This is a genomic window from Lacihabitans sp. CCS-44, from assembly GCF_024343735.1.
Taxonomy (GTDB): domain Bacteria; phylum Bacteroidota; class Bacteroidia; order Cytophagales; family Spirosomataceae; genus Leadbetterella.
In genome coordinates this window covers 157935-177862 of record NZ_RJUE01000059.1, presented here as the reverse complement: position 1 = coordinate 177862, position 19928 = coordinate 157935, and the positions used below count along the sequence as shown (strand labels likewise).

Sequence of the window (19928 nt, the reverse complement as noted above, 5' to 3'; positions counted from 1 at the left end):
TAAATACTTAGCCAACCTTAAAGCCTTCTTTGAGACCAACTGTTTTATTAAACACCAATTTTTCTGAAGAAAAGTCAGTATCGGGTACAAAATATCCATTTCGCATAAATTGGTACCTGTCACCAGGTTTTGCATCTTTCAAGGAGGGCTCCACGTAAGCTGTCAAAACCTCCAGAGAGTTTTCATTAATGTATTCCTTAAAATCGCCTTCTTCTGAGCTGGGGTCTTCCACTTTAAAAAGCCTGTCATAAATTCTGATTTCAGATTCTACACCTTCTGTTGCACTCACCCACTGTATCACACCTTTCACCTTTATACCGCTCTCGTCAGCACCACTTTTTGAGGAAGGTATGTAACTACAATGAAGCTCTTTTATGCTCCCGTCTTCATTTTCAAAGACTTCGTCGCATTGAATGATAAATGCTCCTTTGAGTCTTACCATTTTACCTGGCGAAAGTCTGAAATATTTAGCAGGAGGTTCTAGCATAAAATCTCCCTGTTCTATATAAATTTCCTTAGTAAAATTTACCTTCCTATGTCCCGATTCTGGATCTTCAGGATTGTTTTCAAGACTACAAGGTTCTACAATTCCATCTGGTAAGTTTGTTATGACCACTTTTAAAGGATCAAAAACCGCCATGACACGTGTAGAGGTTTTGTTCAAGTCTTCCCTTACAAAAAACTCTAAAAGACTGACATCTATAAGGTTGTCTCGTTTTTGAATACCTATCCTATCACAAAAGTCCACGATAGATTTAGCAGTATAACCTCTCCGACGCATACCCGATATCGTTGGCATTCTAGGGTCGTCCCAAGCAGTCACATGCCCCTCGTTTACTAATTGAAGCAACTTACGCTTACTCATCACAGTATATGTAAGATTCAAACGAGCAAATTCATATTGTTTTGAAGGGAAGATTTCTAATTGCTCCAAAAACCAGTCATACAATTCTCTGTGCGATACAAATTCAAGGGTACATATAGAGTGCGTGATTCCTTCGATAGAATCAGATTGTCCATGAGCAAAGTCATACATTGGATATATACACCATTTGTTGCCCGTACGGTGGTGTTCAGCAAACTTAATTCTGTAAATAATAGGATCACGCATGAGCATATTGCTCGATGTCATGTCTATTTTGGCACGCAGTACTCTGCTTCCTTCTACAAAATCGCCGTTGGCCATACCATCAAACAGGCTCAAATTTTCTTCTACAGTTCTATTTCTGTATGGACTTTCCTCACCAGGTGCGTTCGGTGTTCCTTTTTGAGTGGCCATTTCCTCAGCAGAGCTGTCATCTATATAGGCTAAGCCTTTGGTTATGAGTTTTTTTGCATATTTAAAGAGTTGGTCAAAGTAGTCAGATGCATACATTTCATTGGTCCAGTTAAAGCCCAACCAACGCAAATCGTTTTTGATAGATTCTACATATTCTGTGTCTTCTGTTACTGGATTGGTGTCATCAAAGCGGAGATTAGTACCACCGCCATATTTCAGAGCAAGACCAAAATTTAGACAAATAGACTTTGCATGGCCAATGTGTAAATAACCATTGGGCTCAGGTGGAAAACGAGTTAGCAATCTGCCACTGTGTTTTCCCGACTTCAAATCTGCTTCTACGATTTCCTCTACGAAATTCAAACTTCGTTCTTTAATTGTTTCTGACATACTCAGTGTTTGTTGTACCAAAAAGCTAATTTATAAAAAGCCCACCTTAAATTTTATTTTGCCTGTAAGGTTTTATGGATTGAACTTGATTTAATCCTAAAAAATGTTTTGATTTTATAATTAAAGTCTTTGTTTTTGTTCAAAATATTAATTTCTTAAATTATACAACCGTATTATTTGCCTTGAAAGTTCGGTTCTTTTTTTTGTAAAAAGGCCATTACTCCTTCTGCAAAATCATGACTATAACCGCATTGCGTTTGGCCTTCGGCTTCAAGATTTAGGACAGTTTCAAGATCATTTTCAAATGATTTATTGAGAATATTCTTCATCAGTCCTATACTTTTAGTTGCTGATTTTGCATAAAAATCAGCCATTTTTTCAACTTCGTAGGACAATAGCTCCGTTTCAATTATTTTGTTTACTAAACCCATTTGTAAAGCTTCTTCCATAAACACTTTTCGGCCAGTACTACAGAGTTCAAATGCCTTCAGAGTGCCAATCATCCTTGGAAGGAAATACATAGATCCAGCGTCAGGGAGAAGTCCAATGCCAACAAAGAGCTCGCTCATGTAAGTGTTTTTGTCAGCAATAATCATGTCGCAAGCCAAAACAAGAGACATCCCAGCTCCAGCTGCCATGCCATTGAGTTTACAAATTATAGGTTTCTCTAAAGTTTTCATGCCCATAATTAGCGGGTTATAGGTAGCTTTTAGTACATTTCCTAAGTTAGAATCTGTAATGCCAGACTTTAGGTCGGCACCAGAGCAAAAAGCTTTTCCATCTCCACCCGAAATTACCAACACTCGAACAGCATCATCGTTTTTACAAATGCTGATGGCTTCGTGTAGTTCTGTTAATAACTTGTTATTGAGGGCGTTGTAAACTTCAGGGCGATTGAGGGTAATATAGCATTTACCATCTTTTACTTCATAGAGGAGCGTCTCAAACATTTGATTTTTTATTTAATGATGAAAACCAAATTTCGGTATTTTATTCTGAAATCAAAAATTAAGGCAGGGTATTGATGAAATTGTATAAAATTGTGTCGGTTTTTGGAATTATAAGGTAATAGGGTTCTACCTGCTAAATCTTAATTTAGCAAAAAACTTTACAACATGGTTGAATTTTCTTATCTTCAATCATTTGTATATGAAAGGTCTTGGATAGTCTGATGGCTTTTCTTTTTTACCTAAAGACAAAACCACCACTCCAACTGCCAAAGCCGCCAATCCGAATAACACGCCCTTTTTCATGATATTGTTTGTTTAATAAACCAAATAACGTAAATGATTCAAAAATTGTTTTAACAAGTACTTAAAATTTCCTTAAATCTTATTTTAAGGTAAATAATTTTCCAAAAGCCTCTGTATTAGTTTGTTATTTCAAAAATTAAACCAAACTTTCATTTTGCTCTATTTTTTTTATTAAAAGGCTTTGTTTTTATTTAAGATAAAAATCATTTAGCTTTGTTTGCATTTAAATACGGTCATTTGGAAAATAAAATTGGTACTGTTTTCAGGTCTACGGGGAGTTGGTATGAAGTTAGAGATGAGAACGACAGGCTGTTTTCATGCAGGTTAAAGGGCAAATTTAAAATAAAAGATTTGAAAGTTACCAACCCGCTTTCGGTTGGCGATAAGGTGGTTTTTGACCTCGAAGACGAAAGCATTGGCATCATAAAAGAGATACTTCCACGCAAAAACTACATCATCCGGAAGTCTGTTCACAAAACCGCTCATGGTCATCTGTTGGCCTCAAATATTGATCAACTTGTGCTGATTGTGACTTTGGCAAGCCCGAAAACTTCACTGGGTTTTATAGATAGATTTTTGGTAACTGCGGAGACATTTAGAATTCCAGTTTTGATTGTTTTTAATAAATTTGACCTTTTGAATAAAAAGGGCGTCATTTTTCAGGATGCTTTGATGAACTTATATACCCACTTGGGTTATGACTGTGTTTCTACTTCAACGCTGACTAAAAAGGGAATAGATGAATTTCTGGCAAAGTTGGCCAACAAAATTTCTTTGATATCTGGGCATTCTGGTGTGGGAAAATCTACCCTCATCAATATTCTAGATCCGGACTTGGATTTAGCTACTTCCGAAATTTCTGATTTTTCAAGCAAAGGTGTGCATACCACTACTTTTGCAGAAATGTTTGAGTTGCCCAATAAAACATTTATTATTGACTCACCAGGTATTAAAGAGCTCGGTTTGGTGGACATAGATAACGAAGAATTGGCTCATTATTTTCCTGAATTCAGAGATTTATTGGGTCAATGCAAATTTCATAACTGCCTGCATATCAACGAACCCAAGTGTGCCGTAAAAGATGCTGTAGAGGCTGGAGAAATCTCTGAAAGCCGATATATGAGCTATTTGAGCATGTTTGAAAACGACGATAACAGGCGTTAATATTGCTCACACGGTGAATTGATAGAGAATCTTAACAATTTATTGACAAAAAAATAAGATTAATAATTATTGTAAGATTAGAATTCATTCTATATTTGTACCGACTAATACAAAGAATGGTAAAGATTAACCTTCCGATATCACCCTTCCGACGAATGCGGTCCGCAAGGACCCAAGCATGAGGCATTTTGCTCATTTGCGAATCGCCTTTGTTCTTTATCTCTTTTTTTCATCTTTAACAATCGCGGATACACCGTCTCCTATTAAGGGTTTGCCCCTGTCAAATGACGATGAGTACAATAGAAAAAAGTATTATTGGCAATTATATAGTTCAGGTAGCCGACGAAAATCACTTGAATTACGCAGAACAGATATGTTCTGAAATGGAACTCAGTGCCAAAGCCCGTGGTACGGGTATAGCCAAGCGTTCGCCGGAGTATCTACGTCAGAAAATGATGGAAGACAAGGCAGTAATAGCTACAACACTTGATGGCGAATGGGTGGGTTTTTGTTATATCGAGACGTGGGAGCATGGCAAATTTGTGGCCAACTCGGGTCTTATAGTACACCCCAACCACAGAAAGAGCGGAATCGCGACTTCGATAAAAGCAAAAGCATTTAATCTTTCGAGAACAAAATATCCTGAGGCTAAAATCATTGGACTTACCACCAGTTTGGCTGTAATGAAGATTAACTCGGAGCTGGGTTACTTGCCTGTTCCTTTTTCTGAGTTGCCAAAAGACGATGAATTCTGGAAGGGCTGCTCAAGCTGCGTGAATTTTGATATTTTGAACCGTACCAACAGAGCACATTGCTTGTGTACGGGAATGAAATATGATGCCGATGAAGTAAGAACAGTCATAACCGAAGGTAAAAAACCTGAGTTTTGGGATTTTATAACAGAATCAAGCCTTTATGAAAAATGGATGAGTTTGAAACAGAGAATTTTGCTTAGAAGAGAGGAAAAAAGTAAAAAAAAAGCTCATCCCAGTCGAGTGAGTCAGCAGGAACTAATAGAACAGTAAAAAATATCAAAGGTAGAATAGAATAAAACCCGCCAACTGGTGGGTTTTTCTTTTTTAAGCAATATGAGGGATTATTTAAAATTACATGTTTTGGTTTTGCTATTGAGTTTTACAGGGATTCTGGGTAAACTTATAGAAGCCACTACATTAGCTGTGGTCTTTTATAGAACTTTGGTGGCAGCAGTAGCTTTATTTCTGATTTTATATATCAGAAAAGTTAATCTAAAGATTAGTCTTTCAGATTTGGGAAAGTTGCTTTTTGTTGGATTTATTTTGGGCTTGCATTGGTTGTGCTTTTTTGGTTCGGCTAAGCTTTCTACAGTAGCCATAAGTTTAGTTACGTTTTCTACTACCTCATTTTTTACAAGTTTATTGGAGCCGATTTTGGGCAAAAAGAAGATTGATTTCAGAGAAATAATGCTAGGTTTATTAGCTGTGGCGGGTGTAGCTGTAATGTTTAGTTTTGAGGTTCAATATCTTTCAGGAATTCTACTAGGACTTTTAGGGGCATTTTTGTGTGCAGCTTTTACGATTTTTAATTCAAAACTTACCCACAGATTTGACAGTCAACTAATAAGTTTTTATGAGCTTAGTGCGGCATTTTTAGTTTGTTTGGTGGTTTATTTGGCCTTTTATGAAAAGCAAGATTTGATAATGAGCCAACAAGATTGGGTTTGGTTGTTGGTCTTGGCTTTGGTTTGTACGGTTATTCCGCATGCACAAATGATAAAAATCATGAAGAAGATTTCTGTTTTTACAGTAAATCTAAGTCTAAATCTTGAACCTGTTTATGGCGTAGTGTTGGCTTATTTTATTTTTGGAGATAGCGAACGAATGTCAAAGCAGTTTTATTTGGGTGGTGCTTTGGTTTTGTTATCTGTTTTTCTTCAACCGCTTTTTTTGAATAGAAAATCAGTGGCAACTATTTGATTTTGAGCTTTTCAAACTCTTCTTTTGAGCCATTAAACACATTGAAGTCCACCTTTCCTTTTATGCCATTCACTGTAGCTTCTTCACTTAGTTGCCAAAACATCCATTCTTTTTCAATATTTGGCTCTCGGAGTTTGGTGTAATGTGCAATCCAGACTGGATAGCTATCAAAATAACCCTCTAAGTGATTTTTGTAAAAATCGACGTTTGTGTAAATAATGGGTTTCGCATCGTATCTTCTTTCCACCAATCTGAGCCAAGTTTTAAGGTTTTTTCTGATTTTGTCACTCGACTGATGGTATTCTTTCTCTATATCCACCACTGGTGGTAAATCTCCTTTTCTGATTTGGACTATTTTGCAGAAAAGATTAGCTTGCTGAACGGGGTCTTTGCTGGCTACAAAAAAGTGATAGGCACCAACAGCCACATCTGCTTTTCTTGCCCGTAGTCTGTTTTGAAAATATTGTAAATCAATGGTTTGTGTACCTTGAGTGGCTTTCAGAAAAGCAAAGTCGATGTTGACACCTTCTATGTTCATGGCTTTTACCGACTTCCAATTGATAATCTGCTGATAGTGTGATACATCTATGCCGTGTACTTTGTATTGATTCGGAATGTAAATCCCAAATGCTTTGTATTTTATTAGACCGGCTTTGAATTCTTTGTAGGCGTAATAACAAACATATAGTAGGATTGGGCTCATCAGAATGAGCGACAATTTAAGCCATCGCTTTATTTGTGGCTTTAGGGTATATTTGGCCTTTTTGCTTCTTTTTGCCAAGGTTTCAAGCTTTTCTCAATAAAAAAGCCCTTCCGAAGATTCGAAAAGGCTTTTCAGAATGATTTTGTACGAATTATTTCTTACCGTAGCGTCTGTTGAATTTATCAACACGTCCTGTAGTATCTAATAATACGTTTTTGCCTGTATAGAAAGGGTGCGACTTTGAGCTAACCTCGACTTTACAAACTGGATACTCTTTGCCATCTTCGAAAACTATTGTTTCCTTAGTGTCTACACATGAACGGCTCAAGAATTTTTCGTCTGAAGTCAAGTCCCAGAATACTACTTCTCTATAATTTGGATGAATATCTTTTTTCATTTCTCTATTGATTAAATCTAATTATTCCTCGATTGGGCTGCAAAATTAGGAGTTTTTATTTTGAAAACCAATATTTTCTAAAACTTTTCAACTTCTTTTAATAAATTATCTATTTGTTCGGCACTATTGGCAATGAAATTTGAGATTCTAATTTGAGAATCTTTACCTGGGCCATAGCCTGAGCCAACAATCATGTTTTTGGTTTTTAAATAATTAATGATTTCCGAAGATGGTTTCTCGGTATTTATAACTGCTACCGTTCTCGATCTTAGCTCACTTTCGCTTACTGATAAGCTGTATCCTGCTTTGTTTTCAAAATATTTATACAGCTTTTTGGCTTTGTCGTCAGTCTCTTTTCTGATTTTCTCTATGCCTACTCGATTCATATCCTCGGCTATTTTTCCGAGAATAAAAATCCCCATTACATTTGGTGTTGCTGGGTTCTGGTATTCTTTGGCTCCTTTCCAAAGTGTTGGCAAATCATGGTGAGCTCCAATGTTTATTCCTTTGGCTTTGAGTTGTTTGGCTTTTTCAAGACATCTTTCGTTGGCTATCCAAACGCCTAAGCCAGCCGGCATACCAAAGCTTTTCTGAACAGAAAAAAAGGCCGTATCTACTACTGTGAAATCTAGATTCGGAATTGGGGCAGACGAAACCATATCAACCGCAATTAATTTATCATTGTTGCTGCGTTTGAGTTTATGAATATCAGCTTCACGCATTTGTACACCAGTTGAAGTCTCGTTTTGGGTTGTACAAATCAATTCCGCAAACTCTGGAACAGCTATCTCTCCGTAAGAAAATCCCTGACCTAGCGGTTTTTCAAAACTCGTGGCGTGTTTTTGTAACATTTGTGCATATTGGTAGAATTTAGCTGAGAATGAACCATTTACCAAATGAAAAGACTCGTGTTCTACCGTGCTCAATATTAATTTTTCCCATATTTCAGAAGCCGAACCCGTAAACATAATAGTATTTTCGGCTGGAATATTCATCAATATTCGCAGTTGCTCGTCGGTATGTTGATAGATTTTTTTGAATTGACCACTTCTGTGCGAAATTGACCCGATCTGCAAATCCACAAATTCTTGCAAATATTCTTCAAACTTGGGGTATAGTTCTGCTGGACCAGCCGTAAAATAAACTTGAGCTCTAGACATACGTATTTTTATTGAGCCGCAAATTTAATGAGAAATCTGGTTTTTAGACTTATTGTTATTTCATTATTATGGTTGTATTTTTGCATAAAAAAATAGGTTGGATGTTAGTTAACATATTCAAGTCAAAAATACACAGAGTAAAAGTTACTCAAGCAGAGCTTAATTACGTAGGAAGCATAACCATAGACGAAGCACTTTTAGAAGCGGCTGGCATTATGGAAAACGAGAAAGTACAAATTGTAAATAACAATAACGGCGAGAGGATAGAAACTTACGCCATAAAAGGTAAGAGAAATACGGGTATTATTTGTTTGAACGGAGCCGCCGCCAGAAAAGCACAACCTGGAGATATCATCATCATCATTTCTTATGCTTGGATGACCCAAGAAGAAGCTGCGGCTCACAAACCTACCGTGGTTTTTCCTGACGAAAACAATCGCGTAGTTTCTTAATAATCAGTAGTTTGAAAAAAGCACTAAAATACATTCTACCAATAGCTCTTGGCCTTGCATTGCTAAATTGGGTATTTAAAGATATTGACTTACTCAAAACGCTACAAAGTTTTAGAGATGCCAATTACGTTTTGGTGTTTTTTGCGGCCATTTTGGCTTTATTGGCTCACATAAGCCGTGCCGCTCGGTGGAATATCATGCTAGAGCCCTTGGGTTATAAACCCTCTTTGAGGAACACTTCCATTGCGGTTTTGATAGGTTACCTAACCAATTTGGTATTTCCAAGAGCCGGAGAATTGGCTCGGTCGGCTAGTTTGCAAAAAAGCGAAAATGTGCCATTTGACAAATCTTTTGGAGCAGTAATAGCAGAAAGGATTATTGACGTTTTGATTTTGGGATTGTTAGTTTTAGTGAATCTTCTACTAGAATTTGGAAGAATCAAGTCGCTATTTATCGATTTGTTTGGTAATCAAAATCCTGCTGAACTCCTTTTCGTTCTTGGAGGCTTATTGCTTTTAGGTGTTCTAGGTTTAGTTGTTTTTCAAAAAAACAAAGAGAAGTTTCTAAGAATTGGACTTATAAAAAAGATATTTGACTTCACAGAAGGGCTAAGAAGTGGATTTTTGAGTGTGTTGAAAATTGAAAAATCAGCACAATTTTTCCTACATACTTTTTTTATTTGGGCCATGTATTATGTATCCACTTATTTGCTATGTAAGGCAGTTTCATTGGGCGATTCTTTAAGTTTTCTTTCTGTATTGACTATTTTAGTAATGGGATCTATCGGCATGGCTGTTCCTACCATTGGCGGCATTGGGAGTTACCATCTTTTGGTCGGAAAAATAGTGGCTCTTTACGGACTTTCAAATCAGGATGGCATTAGCCTCGCTACGTTTTTGCATACCATGACAGGCATACTTTTTATTCTACTTTTCGGACTCATAGCCTTTATAATGAGCTTTTTGTCTACTAAAAAAGCCAATGTTTCTTAAATTAAAACCTTAATTGACTTTTTTGGTTAATATTTTGTAATTTAGATGTACAAAATCAACCATTAAATGTCAGAATATTCACTTAGCATTAACGGAAAAAAACTAAAGGTAGACGTATCTGAGGATACACCTCTGCTTTGGGTTCTTCGAGATACACTCGATCTTACGGGTACCAAATATGGTTGTGGAATGGCCCAATGCGGAGCCTGCACCATTCATATTGATGGTATGCCTACTCGCTCTTGCGTTACTCCAGTCACTTTGGCCATAGGCAAAGAAATAACAACCATCGAAGGCTTGTCTGAAAATGGAGATCATCCTGTTCAACAAGCTTGGGATACTTTAGATGTGCCTCAATGTGGCTTTTGCCAATCGGGTCAGATGATGACCGCTGCCGCTCTTTTGAAAGAGAATCCTAATCCTGATGAGGAAGAAATCTCAATGGCAATGTCTGCACATATTTGCAGATGTGGCACCTATCACCGTATCAATGAGGCCGTTAAACTTGCAGCTAAACTTCAAAAAAGATGAAAAATAATAGAAGAGACTTTTTGAAAAATATGCTTCTGACTTCAGGAGGTTTGGTGATTGGATTTAATAGTTTGGCCAATTCCGATGCAGAGATTATCAGCATGGAGAATATCAAAGACGAATTGTTAAGCAATGCTTTCTTAACTATTGACAGTAACAACATTATCACAATTTTTTCTCCAAATCCAGAAATTGGTCAGGGAATAAAAACAGCTTTTGCAGTGATAGTGGCAGAAGAATTGGATGTGGATTGGGAAAAAGTCGTGGTAAAACAAGCCGACTTAGATATCAAGCGTTTTGAAAGACAGCTCACCGGTGGAAGTGGTGCCATAAAGCATTCTTGGGAAAGGCTAAGAAAAGCAGGAGCAACAGGTAGATATGCACTGGTAGCAGCGGCTGCAAAAAAATGGAATGTGTCGGCAACTACACTGAAAACAGATAAAGGTTTTGTTATCAACGATAAAGGCGAAAAACTAAGCTATGGTGAGTTGGTAAATGATGCCGTTTCGGTAGAAATACCAAAAGAGATTCCATTGAAGTCAAACAAGGAATTTAAGCTTATTGGACAAACCATAAAAAGTGTAGACAACAAAACCGTACTTACTGGAAAGGCAAAGTATGGCATGGACTACAAACAAGCCGGTATGCTTTATGCTCAAATCGTGAGGCCACAAGGTTTTGGTCAAACGCTGAAGGATTTTGATGCCACAGAGGCTAAGAAAATCGATGGAGTTATAGATGTTATCTCGTTTAAAGACAAAGTAGCCATCATAGGAAAATCGAATTGGCCTATTATGAAAGCCCGTAAAGTGCTGACCATCAATTGGACAAATACTAAAGAGTTAGAGAGTGATCAAAAGCACAATCAGATTTTTACTGATTTGATGAAAAACGGTCCTTTTGAGCTTAGGAGGAAAGATGGTGACGTTGAAAAGGCTTTTGCCGAGGCTCATAAAATCATTGAAGCAGAGTACCAATGTCCGTTTTTATCGCACAGCCCGATGGAGCCTATGAACTTTTTTGCAGATGTGAAAAAGGATTCAGTAAAATTGGTTGGGCCAACACAAACGCCACAATCTGCTCAGAATCAGGTGTCTAAATTGCTAAATATCCCTGTTGAAAATATCACAGTAGAGCTCACCAAAATGGGTGGCGGATTTGGTAGAAGATTGAACAACGACTACGCTCTTGAAGCAGCGGAGGTTTCATCATTGATCAAAGCTCCAGTAAAACTCATGTGGACGCGTGAGGACGATATGAGCGGTGGAATTTACCGTCCAGCAGTTAGATATAAATTCAAAGCTTCCATAGACAAAGCTGGAAATGTGACGGGATTTGCCTTGAAAGGTGTCGGGCTGAATGCTGGAAATTCTACCAGACAAGATAATTTCCCAGTCGGTGCGATAGACAATGTTTTGGTGGAATCGGCTGATTATAAGTCAGATATCACTACGGGTCCATGGAGAGCACCAATAACTAATTTCTTGGCATATGCCGAGCAGGCGTTTATTGATGAGATTGCTTTTGCGGCTGGAAAAGACCCTGTGAAATTGCGTTTAGAATTGCTCAAAAAAGCTATAGAAAAGCCAGTCGGCAAAATAACTTATGAGCCAGCAAGGTTTGAAAAAGTAATAACTACAGTAGCCGAAAGAGCGAAGTGGGGGAGTGCCAAGAAAGGTTTGCACCAAGGTTTTAGTGTATATTTTTCTCATAATTCTTATGTGGCCCAGATAGCAGAGGTAGAAATGAAAAAAGGAAAACCTACACTCAAGAAAGTTTTTGCGGTAACTGACTGCGGAATCGTAATCAACCAAAGCGGAGCTAGAAACCAGATCTATGGTGCAATTGTAGATGGACTTGGACATGCCATGTACGGAAATCTAAACTTCGAAAATGGTGCTCCAAAACAAACGAATTTTGACCAGTACAGACTGATAAGATTCAACGAAGTGCCAGAAATTGATGCATATTTCGTAGATAACGGCATAGACCCAACAGGTCTTGGCGAGCCAGCCTTGCCACCTACAGGAGGAGCATTGGCGAATGCCATCTTTAAAGCGACGGGCAAGCGTTTATACAAACAGCCATTTGCACAGGAAGACGAGAAAGTGGCAGAGATTTTATAAAAGAAGATAGATTGTTAACAAAAAAGGAGGCGAAGTCCTCCTTTTTTGTTAACAAGTATTATCACTAACTACTCCTTACTCACCTTACTACCACCAGATAAATCCTCGGTGATTTTTGGTTCGCCTTTGTAGAAAACTTTGCTAGCACCACTGGCTTTTACATTGAGGGTTTTGGAGGCACTTACTTCGGCTTTGCTGGCTCCCGATAATTCTAGGAAAACTTCTGAGCTATTGGCTTCGAATCCATCAAGATTGGATGTCCCTGAAAGTTCGGCGTCCAAATTTTCTACAGACATTGGAAGGATAATTCTAGAAGCACCACTAACGTCGGCTGTTAAAGATTTTACGGCATTTTTTAATCTCAATACTGAAGCACCTGATACATTCGCAGTAAATGCAGAGATTGTCCCAAAGCCCGATATTTCAGTATCTGAAGCCGATTTTGCATCTATTTCCGTAATGTTGGGCGTGTAAACCACTAACTCCATTTTGTATCTTTTGAGTTGTTTTATTCTGATTCTTTTATCATATCTGATATCCAATTTGCCGTTGGTAACTGTAACCTCCAAGTCGTCAATGTCATCTCCTGAACCTTTAGCAGAAACTTTCGATTCGCTTGATTTTATGATCGTTACAAAAAAAGCATTGTTGAGCTCCACTCTGTCGAAAGAACTCAAAGCAAAATCTTTGGTGTCATAGCCACGAGGAGGCACGCCGTTTTCGTAGAGAATTTTATCACAACTTGTAAATACCAAAAGGGTAAGGGAAAAGAGTAGATATTTCATTTTTATTTGATTTTAAGTCTATTAAACTTTGTTGCTGAGAGAATTATTTTGTCTGTTATCAAGTTTATTTATTAACAACATGTTAAAGATGATTTTTATGGACATGAAGTTGCTTGAAAGATTAAATATAATTTCTGGGAAAACAGCCCAGAATTAAATATTTTACGTGCCTTGCCAGGCGGGCATACTTTTTTTTCGAAAAAAAAGTATCAAAAAAAACACTTTCTGAACAATGATCCTCTGTAAAATTTTGGATTTAGCATTTGGGTTTTGGATTAAGTTTATCTTTCCAAAATTTTCCAACGGACTGTTCAGAAAAATTAGGAACAATAAGTATTTACTTTGATTAACTCATAATGTTGATTATGAGTTTTTTTGGAAAATAATCAATTTCCATAATACTATTTAAATTTACTCGAAACTATATTGATATTTATGTCAAAAACTGACCCTTACGCTGCCCTCAAATATTCCGATTTTAGATATTTTGTTTCTGCTCAGTTGTTCTTTACTCTAGCTATTTTGATGCAAGAAATAGTCCTTTCTTACTATTTATATGAACTTACCCACGATCCATTTTCTTTGGGATTGGTTGGTTTGGCAGAGGCTGTTCCGTTTATTTCATTGGCTTTGTTTGGTGGATACGTGGCAGACAAATTCGATAGAAAAAAAATCTATTTATGGAGTTTTTTTGTGGTTTGTTTGGTCACCGTCCTTTTGATTTTTGGACTTTCAGGAAACTCTTTGTTGAGTCTTGATAAGGAACATCAGCCTTGGGTTATTTATGTTTCAGTCTTCATTTTTGGCGTCGCTAGAGGGTTTTATAGTCCATCTTGGTCTTCACTCAAGCCTTTTTTGGTGAAAGAAGAGCATTATTCAAACTCCGCTTCTTGGAGTGCACAGTTTTGGCAAATTGGCCGTATTGCTGGCCCTGTTTTGGGAGGTTTTTTGTATGCTTTTGTAGGTTTTATAAGTTCTCTTTGGGTTGTATTGGCATTTTTGGTCTTAACGGTTTTATTGGCTGCCCAGATTTCCAAAAAAGAAATAAAGAACCAGACCAAAGCCAATTTGATGGATAGCTTGAAGGAGGGTTATGGTTTTGTAAGGGAAAATAAAATTATGTGGTACAGTATAATTTTAGATATGTTTTCGGTGCTTTTTGGTGGCGTAATAGCCATGTTACCTGTTTTTGCTAAAGATATTTTACATGTTGGAGCGGAAGGGTTAGGCTTTTTAAGAGCAGCTCCTGCTGTCGGTGCTGTCTTGGTAATGTTGGGAACAGCTTACTTTCCACCAACCAACAAAGCTTGGAGAAATATGCTTTTGGCTGTGGCAGGTTTTGGTGTTGCGACCTTGGTTTTTGCCGTTTCTACCAATTTTTATTTGTCTTGTTTAGCCTTGTTTTTTACTGGGGCTTTCGATAGTATAAGCGTCGTGATACGCTCAACAATTTTGCAAATTCTTCCGCCGGACCACATGCGTGGGCGTGTGAGTGCCGTCAACGGCGTGTTTGTAAGTACATCCAACGAACTTGGAGCTTTTGAGTCAGGATTAGCCGCAAAACTTTTGGGAACTGTTCCATCTGTTATTTTTGGCGGAGCTATGACTTTGGTTATTGTAACATACATTTACACCCAATCCAAGGAATTGTTTGGGGTGAAATTGATTAAAGAGGGGAAATAATTACTTTGTAATCTGCTCAGCTACAAAAGCAATTCCTTCTTGAAAAGTCTTTGGGTTATACCCTAAAACTGCAATAGGCTTATCCAAAATAAAACCTGTTTTCGCTGGGCGTTTTGCTGGTTGGGTAAATTTAGTTCCGTCAACCTCTGTTATCAGCGATTTGTCCAAATTAAAGTAATCAGCGGTCATTATCGCCATTTGGAAAGGGTTTAAGAGGTTTTTTCCAGATATGTTAAATATACCTTCTGCTTCTTTTTGAGCAATCAGAATACAACCGTCTGCTAGGTCTTCAGCCAGTGTAGGTGTTCTCCATTGGTCATTTACTAAGTTGATATTTTTGCCTTGTTCAAGTGAGTTTTTTACCCAAAGGATGATATTAGTGCGACTCATATCGTGAGCGATTCCGTAAACCAACACCGTACGTGCAATTGCCCATTTTACGTCGGAGTTTATGACTAATTTTTCTGCTGCGTATTTGCTCCAGCCATAGAAACTCAGTGGGTTTGCTTCTGCTTTTTCATCATATGGACCTTCTTTACCATCAAAAATAAAGTCGGTAGAAAGGTGTACGAAGAACGAGTTGTGCTTTTTGGAGGCCTCTAATAGATATTCAACGGCTTTTACGTTCAAATCCCAGCAAGCATCTTTTTCTGTTTCGCACTGATCCACATTGGTCATGGCGGCTGTGTGAATGACAACATCTGGTTTTTCAGTGTCAAAAACGATTTCAACTTCTTCTTTTTTTGTAATATCCAGACTTACGAACTTATAGTTTTCGGCAAATGGCAATCGGTTTTCACCTCTTGCGGTGGCTATTACCTCAATATTTTCAGTTTTTGATAATTTTTCAATTAATTTTTGACCTAAAAGTCCATTCGAGCCAGTAACCAGAATTTTTTTCATTTTTTTTATTAGCTTGACAAAAAGAAAGCCCCATTTTTTGATGCAAAATAGGGCTTTAAATTTTATTTTTTACCTAAAAAATCACTTCTTTTTTTCGTATTTGTAGCCGTAAACTCTGGTGATTTTCTTCTTACGTGTTTTTTTAGCTGTGATTACCATCTTCACGTCTTCTACAGGTCGGTTAAATTCATCTTTTTGAACCGCTGCTATTTCGTCTATGAGCTTGAAGTTATCAACAACTTCACCAAAAACCGTGTATTTATTATCTAAAGAAGGGTAGCCTCCTACACTTAGATAATCAGCACGTTGCTTATTGGTATATTTTATGTCGTTCGTTTTTTCTACTTTAGATACTTCTTCATCAGATAATTTTCTTCCTTGAACAATATAAAATTGAACTGGATTTGACATTTTTTCTGGATTTCCGTTACTTGCTGCAGCCAAAGCTCCTTTCTTATGAACTCTTAGTGGAGTAAATTCAAAGGGAATTTTCTCTAAATTACCACCGCCGGAACCCAGTCTCGCACCAGTTTTGGCATTTTTTGAGTTGGGGTCGCCACCTTGAATCATGAACTTTTCTATAACTCTATGGAAAAGAAGACTATCATAATAATGCTCTTTTACCAGTTTTAAAAAATTGGCTTTGTGTAATGGCGTTTCATCATAAAGTACCATGTGGGCTACTCCTTTTGAGGTTGTTAGGGTCAAAAGATAGTCCTTTCTTTGGGCATTGGCTTGTAGGAAAGCCATAAAAACAACGAGAATTAAAAAACATTTCTTCATTATACTTACAATTGGGCTTTAATTGATTCTAAAATTTCTTTTCCACCTTCGGATAGTATTCTAATTGCCAATTTTGTGCCAAGCTCTTCTGGAGTCTCGTTTTTTTGTATTTCTTTAACTTTTATTATATTTTGGCCATCCAAAGAGATAATTCCTGCCGTAAAATGTACTTTATTTTCGACTAAAATGCCGTTTCCAAATACTGGAATGGAGCAGCCGCCTTTGAGTTCTCTTAAATACGCCCTCTCGGCCAAAAGACATTGTTCAGTTTCTGGGTCATTACAAATTTCTCTTATCCTCGAAGCTTTTTTCTCATCCAGTTTGTTTGAGATTTCTATCGCTACTGTTCCTTGGCCAACTGGTGGTACAAATTGCTCATTATCAAACTCATGGCGAATCCTGTCATTGTATTTCATGCGATTTACCCCCGCAAAAGCCAATAAAATAGCATCACAAGCTCCGTCTTCCATTTTTTTGATACGAGTTTGGAGATTTCCTCGCATATCCACGATTCTAAAATGTGGAAAATAGGCCCTAAGCATGGCTACTCGACGAGTAGAAGAGGTGCCAACGACCAACTCTTTGCTAATGTCAATCTCTTTGTGGCTTAGCAAAACGTCATTTATTTTTTCTCTTTCTGTAAAAGCAATGATCGAAAGAGATTCATCCAACTCAGACTGCAAATCTTTGGCACTGTGAACAGCTATGTCGATGGTACCGCTATGAAGTTGCTCCTCCAATTCTTCTGTGAACACGCCCTTACTACCTATTTTTGATAAAGCTCTGTCTAGTATTTTGTCGCCTTTGGTTTCTATAATTACAATTTCTGTTGATATTCCAGCTGATTCTAACTTTGATTGTATGTAATCGGCCTGCCAAAGTGCCAAAAGACTTCCTCTTGTTCCTATTTTGATTTTCATAAATTTATAAAAGATAAATCGTCCCTAAAACGCCTGTGAAAAGGCCCCAGACTATACCTAAAGCTATTTGTTTAAGCGTATGAGCTCCCAAAACTAATCGAGATGAGGAAAGAATTCCCAATATCAAAATTAATCCTATGATAGGTAAATAAAGGTTTTGTTCGACGAATTTGATATATACGGTAATTGTTACTGCCAAGATGCACGCCAAGGCTGAGGCATGGGCACTGACTTTTTCTTTTATCGAAAAAAGAGCCAAACCCAAAATGTTGACCACCATAATGGCAATCAGGAATGATGTGGGTTCTAGCAGTCCTCCTTTTGAATAAAAGAAGTAGGCCAGCGAAATGAAAAAGCCCGATGTTATGAGATAAGCTTTTGGTCTTTCTTTGGTGTTCGACATTTCTAAGTCAGACACAGATTTGGTCTTATTTAACCAAAAAACCAATAAAATGGGAAAAATGGCTGTATAAAGAAAAATGATTGAAATAAATACGGCGAAGCTTTTTAAGGTAAAAAAGCTATAAAAAAGAGACAGAGGTGCAAATGCTTTGAGTATCAAAACCAAATAAGTAGGCATAAATACTGGGTGCAATACGTAGGAAAGAAATTTTGAGACTTTTAACTGCACTTTGTTTTCAGCGATTGGTTTTATATATAGAAACGCATCACAAATATAAGGCTTTAAATGCTTTGCTACCGCAAAAAGTTGTTGGCTAATGACAAAAAAATCCTACTCGTTTTGAATAGGATTCTTTGATAGTATTTAAAATATTAATGAATGTCTTACATTTCTTTTCTTAATCTAGCCACTGGGATAGCCAATTGCTCTCTGTATTTGGCCACAGTTCTACGAGCAATATTATAACCACGTTTTTTAAGAAGTTTTTCCAGTTTGTCGTCCGAAAGTGGCGAATGTTTTGGTTCGCTTTCTATCAATTCTTTCAAGATGTTTTTCACTTCTCTGCTAGATGCTTCCTCTCCGTTGTCAGTGGCAATACCTTCTGAGAAGAAATATTTTAGTGGGTAAATACCAAAGTCAGTTTGAACGGATTTGCTGTTTGCAACTCTAGATACTGTTGAAATATCCATATCGATTCTTTCAGCTATGTCCTTCAGAATCATTGGTTTAAGTTTGTTTTCGTCACCTTCGTTGAAAAACTCTTGTTGGTACACCACAATGGCTTCCATGGTTTTCAAAAGCGTTTGTTGTCTTTGTTTGATGGCATCTATAAACCATTTTGCGGCGTCAAGTTTTTGTTTTACGAAGCTCACTGTTTCTTTGATGTGGCGATTTTGTTTGTTGCTTTTGTCGTAGGTATCGAGCATTTCTGAAAACGACCTGCTCACTCTCAACTGAGGAGCATTTTTTGAATTCAAAACAATTTCTAGTTTTCCATTTACTGAAGAAACTATAAAATCGGCCATCAGATAAGCCACGTTGTTTTCCGAAGATCCCATATTGCCTGGTTTCGGGTTCAAACGTGTAATAAGACCTAGCGATTTCTTTAAAGTTTCGTCTTCAATGCTTAATTTTCTCTGAATTTTGTCAAAATGCTTTTTTGTAAATTCTTCAAAATGATCTTCAAGAATAGTAAGAGCTATATTGTTTTCGAGGGAGTTTCTGTTTTTTTCTAATTGAAGAATCAAACATTCTTGCAAATCTCTGGCTCCGATTCCAGCTGGTTCGAATTTTTGTATTTTTTTCAGAATTGTGATTACTTCATCTTCCGAACAATAAATATTCTGACCAAAAGCTAAATCATTGCATATCGATCTAATGGGTCTTCTCAAATACCCGTCGTCTTCAATAGACCCAATAAGTTGTTGCCCAATCTGTGTCTCTCGTTCATTTAGTCTTAAAAATCCTAACTGTTGCAAAAGTGATTCAGATAGTGAATCCATAGCCACTACTGGCATGGTGTCCTTTTCTTCTTCACCCCAGCCATCACTAGCCATTTTATAACCAGAGTACTCATCTTGGTTAATATACTCTTTTACGTTGAGTTCGTTTAGGTTGTACGTGTCAAGACTATCGTATTCGTTATAGTCGTTGTTGTACTCATCATCTGAAGAACCAGAATTGTCACCATAAATATCGTCATCTTGGTTTCGTTCTTGTATCTCCATGCCTTCTTCTAAAGCAGGATTTATCTCAAGTTCCTCTTCGATTCTCTGGCTGAGTTCAGCTGTAGGAATCTGAAGCAATTTGATGAATTGTATTTGTTGAGGGGAAAGCCTCTGTTGGAGTGATTGACTTAGAGCTAGTTTTTGCATTTTATTAGAGTTTTCTCAATGATTTATTAGGAATATTTTTTAGGGTATTACATTAATCGTGCCAAAAAAAACTTTTCTCTTTCCTAAAGCTATTGTGTTTATTTCTATAAATCAAATTTATTCTCAGAAATTATTCTTTGCGTTAATTCAATGTGCTGATTGTTAGTATTTTATG

19 protein-coding genes are annotated in these 19928 nt (G+C 37.2%); 8 read left to right on the top strand and 11 right to left on the bottom strand.

Annotation, left to right across the window (positions count from 1 at the left end; translation table 11 throughout):
* Positions 1-7: 7 nt before the first annotated feature.
* Together EGI26_RS14140 and EGI26_RS14135 are read right to left on the bottom strand one after the other, a co-directional pair.
* Positions 8-1669, bottom strand: a complete 1662-nt coding sequence (locus tag EGI26_RS14140; protein WP_255079270.1) for a glutamine--tRNA ligase/YqeY domain fusion protein — start codon at positions 1667-1669, stop codon at positions 8-10.
* A gap of 173 nt (positions 1670-1842) precedes the next feature.
* Positions 1843-2619: an enoyl-CoA hydratase/isomerase family protein gene (locus tag EGI26_RS14135; RefSeq protein ID WP_255079269.1), complete on the bottom strand. Its 777-nt coding sequence runs from the start codon at positions 2617-2619 to the stop codon at positions 1843-1845.
* Positions 2620-3159: 540 nt separating this feature from the next.
* Between EGI26_RS14135 and rsgA the strand changes: the two genes are divergently transcribed.
* The 3 genes from rsgA (at position 3160) to EGI26_RS14120 (ending at position 6041) form a co-directional block, all read left to right on the top strand.
* The gene (gene rsgA / locus EGI26_RS14130; RefSeq protein WP_255079267.1) at positions 3160-4086 is read left to right on the top strand and encodes a ribosome small subunit-dependent GTPase A; all 927 of its coding nucleotides are present in this window, start codon (positions 3160-3162) and stop codon (positions 4084-4086) included.
* Between the two features lie 284 nt (positions 4087-4370).
* Complete coding sequence (locus tag EGI26_RS14125) at positions 4371-5111, top strand: GNAT family N-acetyltransferase (protein ID WP_409035370.1); 741 nt, start codon at positions 4371-4373, stop codon at positions 5109-5111.
* Between the two features lie 63 nt (positions 5112-5174).
* Complete coding sequence (locus tag EGI26_RS14120) at positions 5175-6041, top strand: DMT family transporter (protein ID WP_255079261.1); 867 nt, start codon at positions 5175-5177, stop codon at positions 6039-6041.
* Here EGI26_RS14120 and EGI26_RS14115 read toward each other — a convergent pair.
* From EGI26_RS14115 to EGI26_RS14105, 3 genes are all read right to left on the bottom strand, one after another.
* Positions 6034-6822 carry a glycoside hydrolase family 25 protein gene (locus EGI26_RS14115; protein ID WP_255079260.1) on the bottom strand — a complete coding sequence of 263 codons (789 nt, stop codon included), beginning with the start codon at positions 6820-6822 and terminating at the stop codon, positions 6034-6036. The two genes, EGI26_RS14120 and EGI26_RS14115, sit on opposite strands and share 8 nt — an antisense overlap.
* A 73-nt stretch (positions 6823-6895) precedes the next feature.
* Positions 6896-7141, bottom strand: a complete 246-nt coding sequence (locus EGI26_RS14110; RefSeq protein ID WP_255079259.1) for a type B 50S ribosomal protein L31 — start codon at positions 7139-7141, stop codon at positions 6896-6898.
* Between the two features lie 77 nt (positions 7142-7218).
* Positions 7219-8301 (bottom strand): aminotransferase class V-fold PLP-dependent enzyme, encoded by a 1083-nt coding sequence (locus tag EGI26_RS14105; protein ID WP_255079254.1) that lies wholly within the window; start codon positions 8299-8301, stop codon positions 7219-7221.
* A gap of 101 nt (positions 8302-8402) precedes the next feature.
* On the opposite strand from EGI26_RS14105, the gene panD reads away from it, so the two are divergent.
* The 4 genes from panD to EGI26_RS14085 all read left to right on the top strand — a co-directional run bounded on the left by panD (position 8403) and on the right by EGI26_RS14085 (position 12402).
* Positions 8403-8753: an aspartate 1-decarboxylase gene (gene panD, locus EGI26_RS14100; protein ID WP_255038454.1), complete on the top strand. Its 351-nt coding sequence runs from the start codon at positions 8403-8405 to the stop codon at positions 8751-8753.
* Positions 8754-8764: 11 nt separating this feature from the next.
* The gene (locus tag EGI26_RS14095; protein WP_255079253.1) at positions 8765-9745 is read left to right on the top strand and encodes a lysylphosphatidylglycerol synthase transmembrane domain-containing protein; all 981 of its coding nucleotides are present in this window, start codon (positions 8765-8767) and stop codon (positions 9743-9745) included.
* Positions 9746-9811: 66 nt separating this feature from the next.
* Positions 9812-10276, top strand: coding sequence for a (2Fe-2S)-binding protein (locus EGI26_RS14090; protein WP_255079252.1), 465 nt, complete (start codon positions 9812-9814; stop codon positions 10274-10276).
* The gene (locus tag EGI26_RS14085; protein WP_255079250.1) at positions 10273-12402 is read left to right on the top strand and encodes a xanthine dehydrogenase family protein molybdopterin-binding subunit; all 2130 of its coding nucleotides are present in this window, start codon (positions 10273-10275) and stop codon (positions 12400-12402) included. The genes EGI26_RS14090 and EGI26_RS14085 overlap by 4 nt, the downstream gene beginning before the upstream one ends.
* Positions 12403-12470: 68 nt before the next feature.
* On the opposite strand, the gene EGI26_RS14080 is transcribed toward EGI26_RS14085, so the two are convergent.
* On the bottom strand, positions 12471-13187 hold the full coding sequence (locus tag EGI26_RS14080) for a head GIN domain-containing protein (protein ID WP_255079248.1): 717 nt from the start codon (positions 13185-13187) through the stop codon (positions 12471-12473).
* Between the two features lie 435 nt (positions 13188-13622).
* Between EGI26_RS14080 and EGI26_RS14075 the strand changes: the two genes are divergently transcribed.
* On the top strand, positions 13623-14870 hold the full coding sequence (locus tag EGI26_RS14075; RefSeq protein WP_255079247.1) for an MFS transporter: 1248 nt from the start codon (positions 13623-13625) through the stop codon (positions 14868-14870).
* Here the strand turns inward: EGI26_RS14075 and EGI26_RS14070 are convergent, their stop codons facing one another.
* The 5 genes from EGI26_RS14070 to rpoN all read right to left on the bottom strand — a co-directional run bounded on the left by EGI26_RS14070 (position 14871) and on the right by rpoN (position 19753).
* Positions 14871-15773 carry an SDR family oxidoreductase gene (locus tag EGI26_RS14070; RefSeq protein ID WP_255079246.1) on the bottom strand — a complete coding sequence of 301 codons (903 nt, stop codon included), beginning with the start codon at positions 15771-15773 and terminating at the stop codon, positions 14871-14873.
* Positions 15774-15854: 81 nt separating this feature from the next.
* Positions 15855-16523: a peptidylprolyl isomerase gene (locus EGI26_RS14065; protein WP_255079245.1), complete on the bottom strand. Its 669-nt coding sequence runs from the start codon at positions 16521-16523 to the stop codon at positions 15855-15857.
* Positions 16524-16561: 38 nt separating this feature from the next.
* Positions 16562-17476: a hydroxymethylbilane synthase gene (gene hemC, locus EGI26_RS14060; RefSeq protein WP_255079243.1), complete on the bottom strand. Its 915-nt coding sequence runs from the start codon at positions 17474-17476 to the stop codon at positions 16562-16564.
* A 4-nt stretch (positions 17477-17480) separates the two neighbouring features.
* Entirely contained in the window at positions 17481-17894 is a 414-nt protein-coding gene (locus EGI26_RS14055; protein ID WP_255079237.1) for a hypothetical protein, read from the bottom strand.
* A gap of 368 nt (positions 17895-18262) precedes the next feature.
* Positions 18263-19753 carry an RNA polymerase factor sigma-54 gene (gene rpoN / locus EGI26_RS14050; protein ID WP_255079236.1) on the bottom strand — a complete coding sequence of 497 codons (1491 nt, stop codon included), beginning with the start codon at positions 19751-19753 and terminating at the stop codon, positions 18263-18265.
* Positions 19754-19928: the final 175 nt, after the last annotated feature.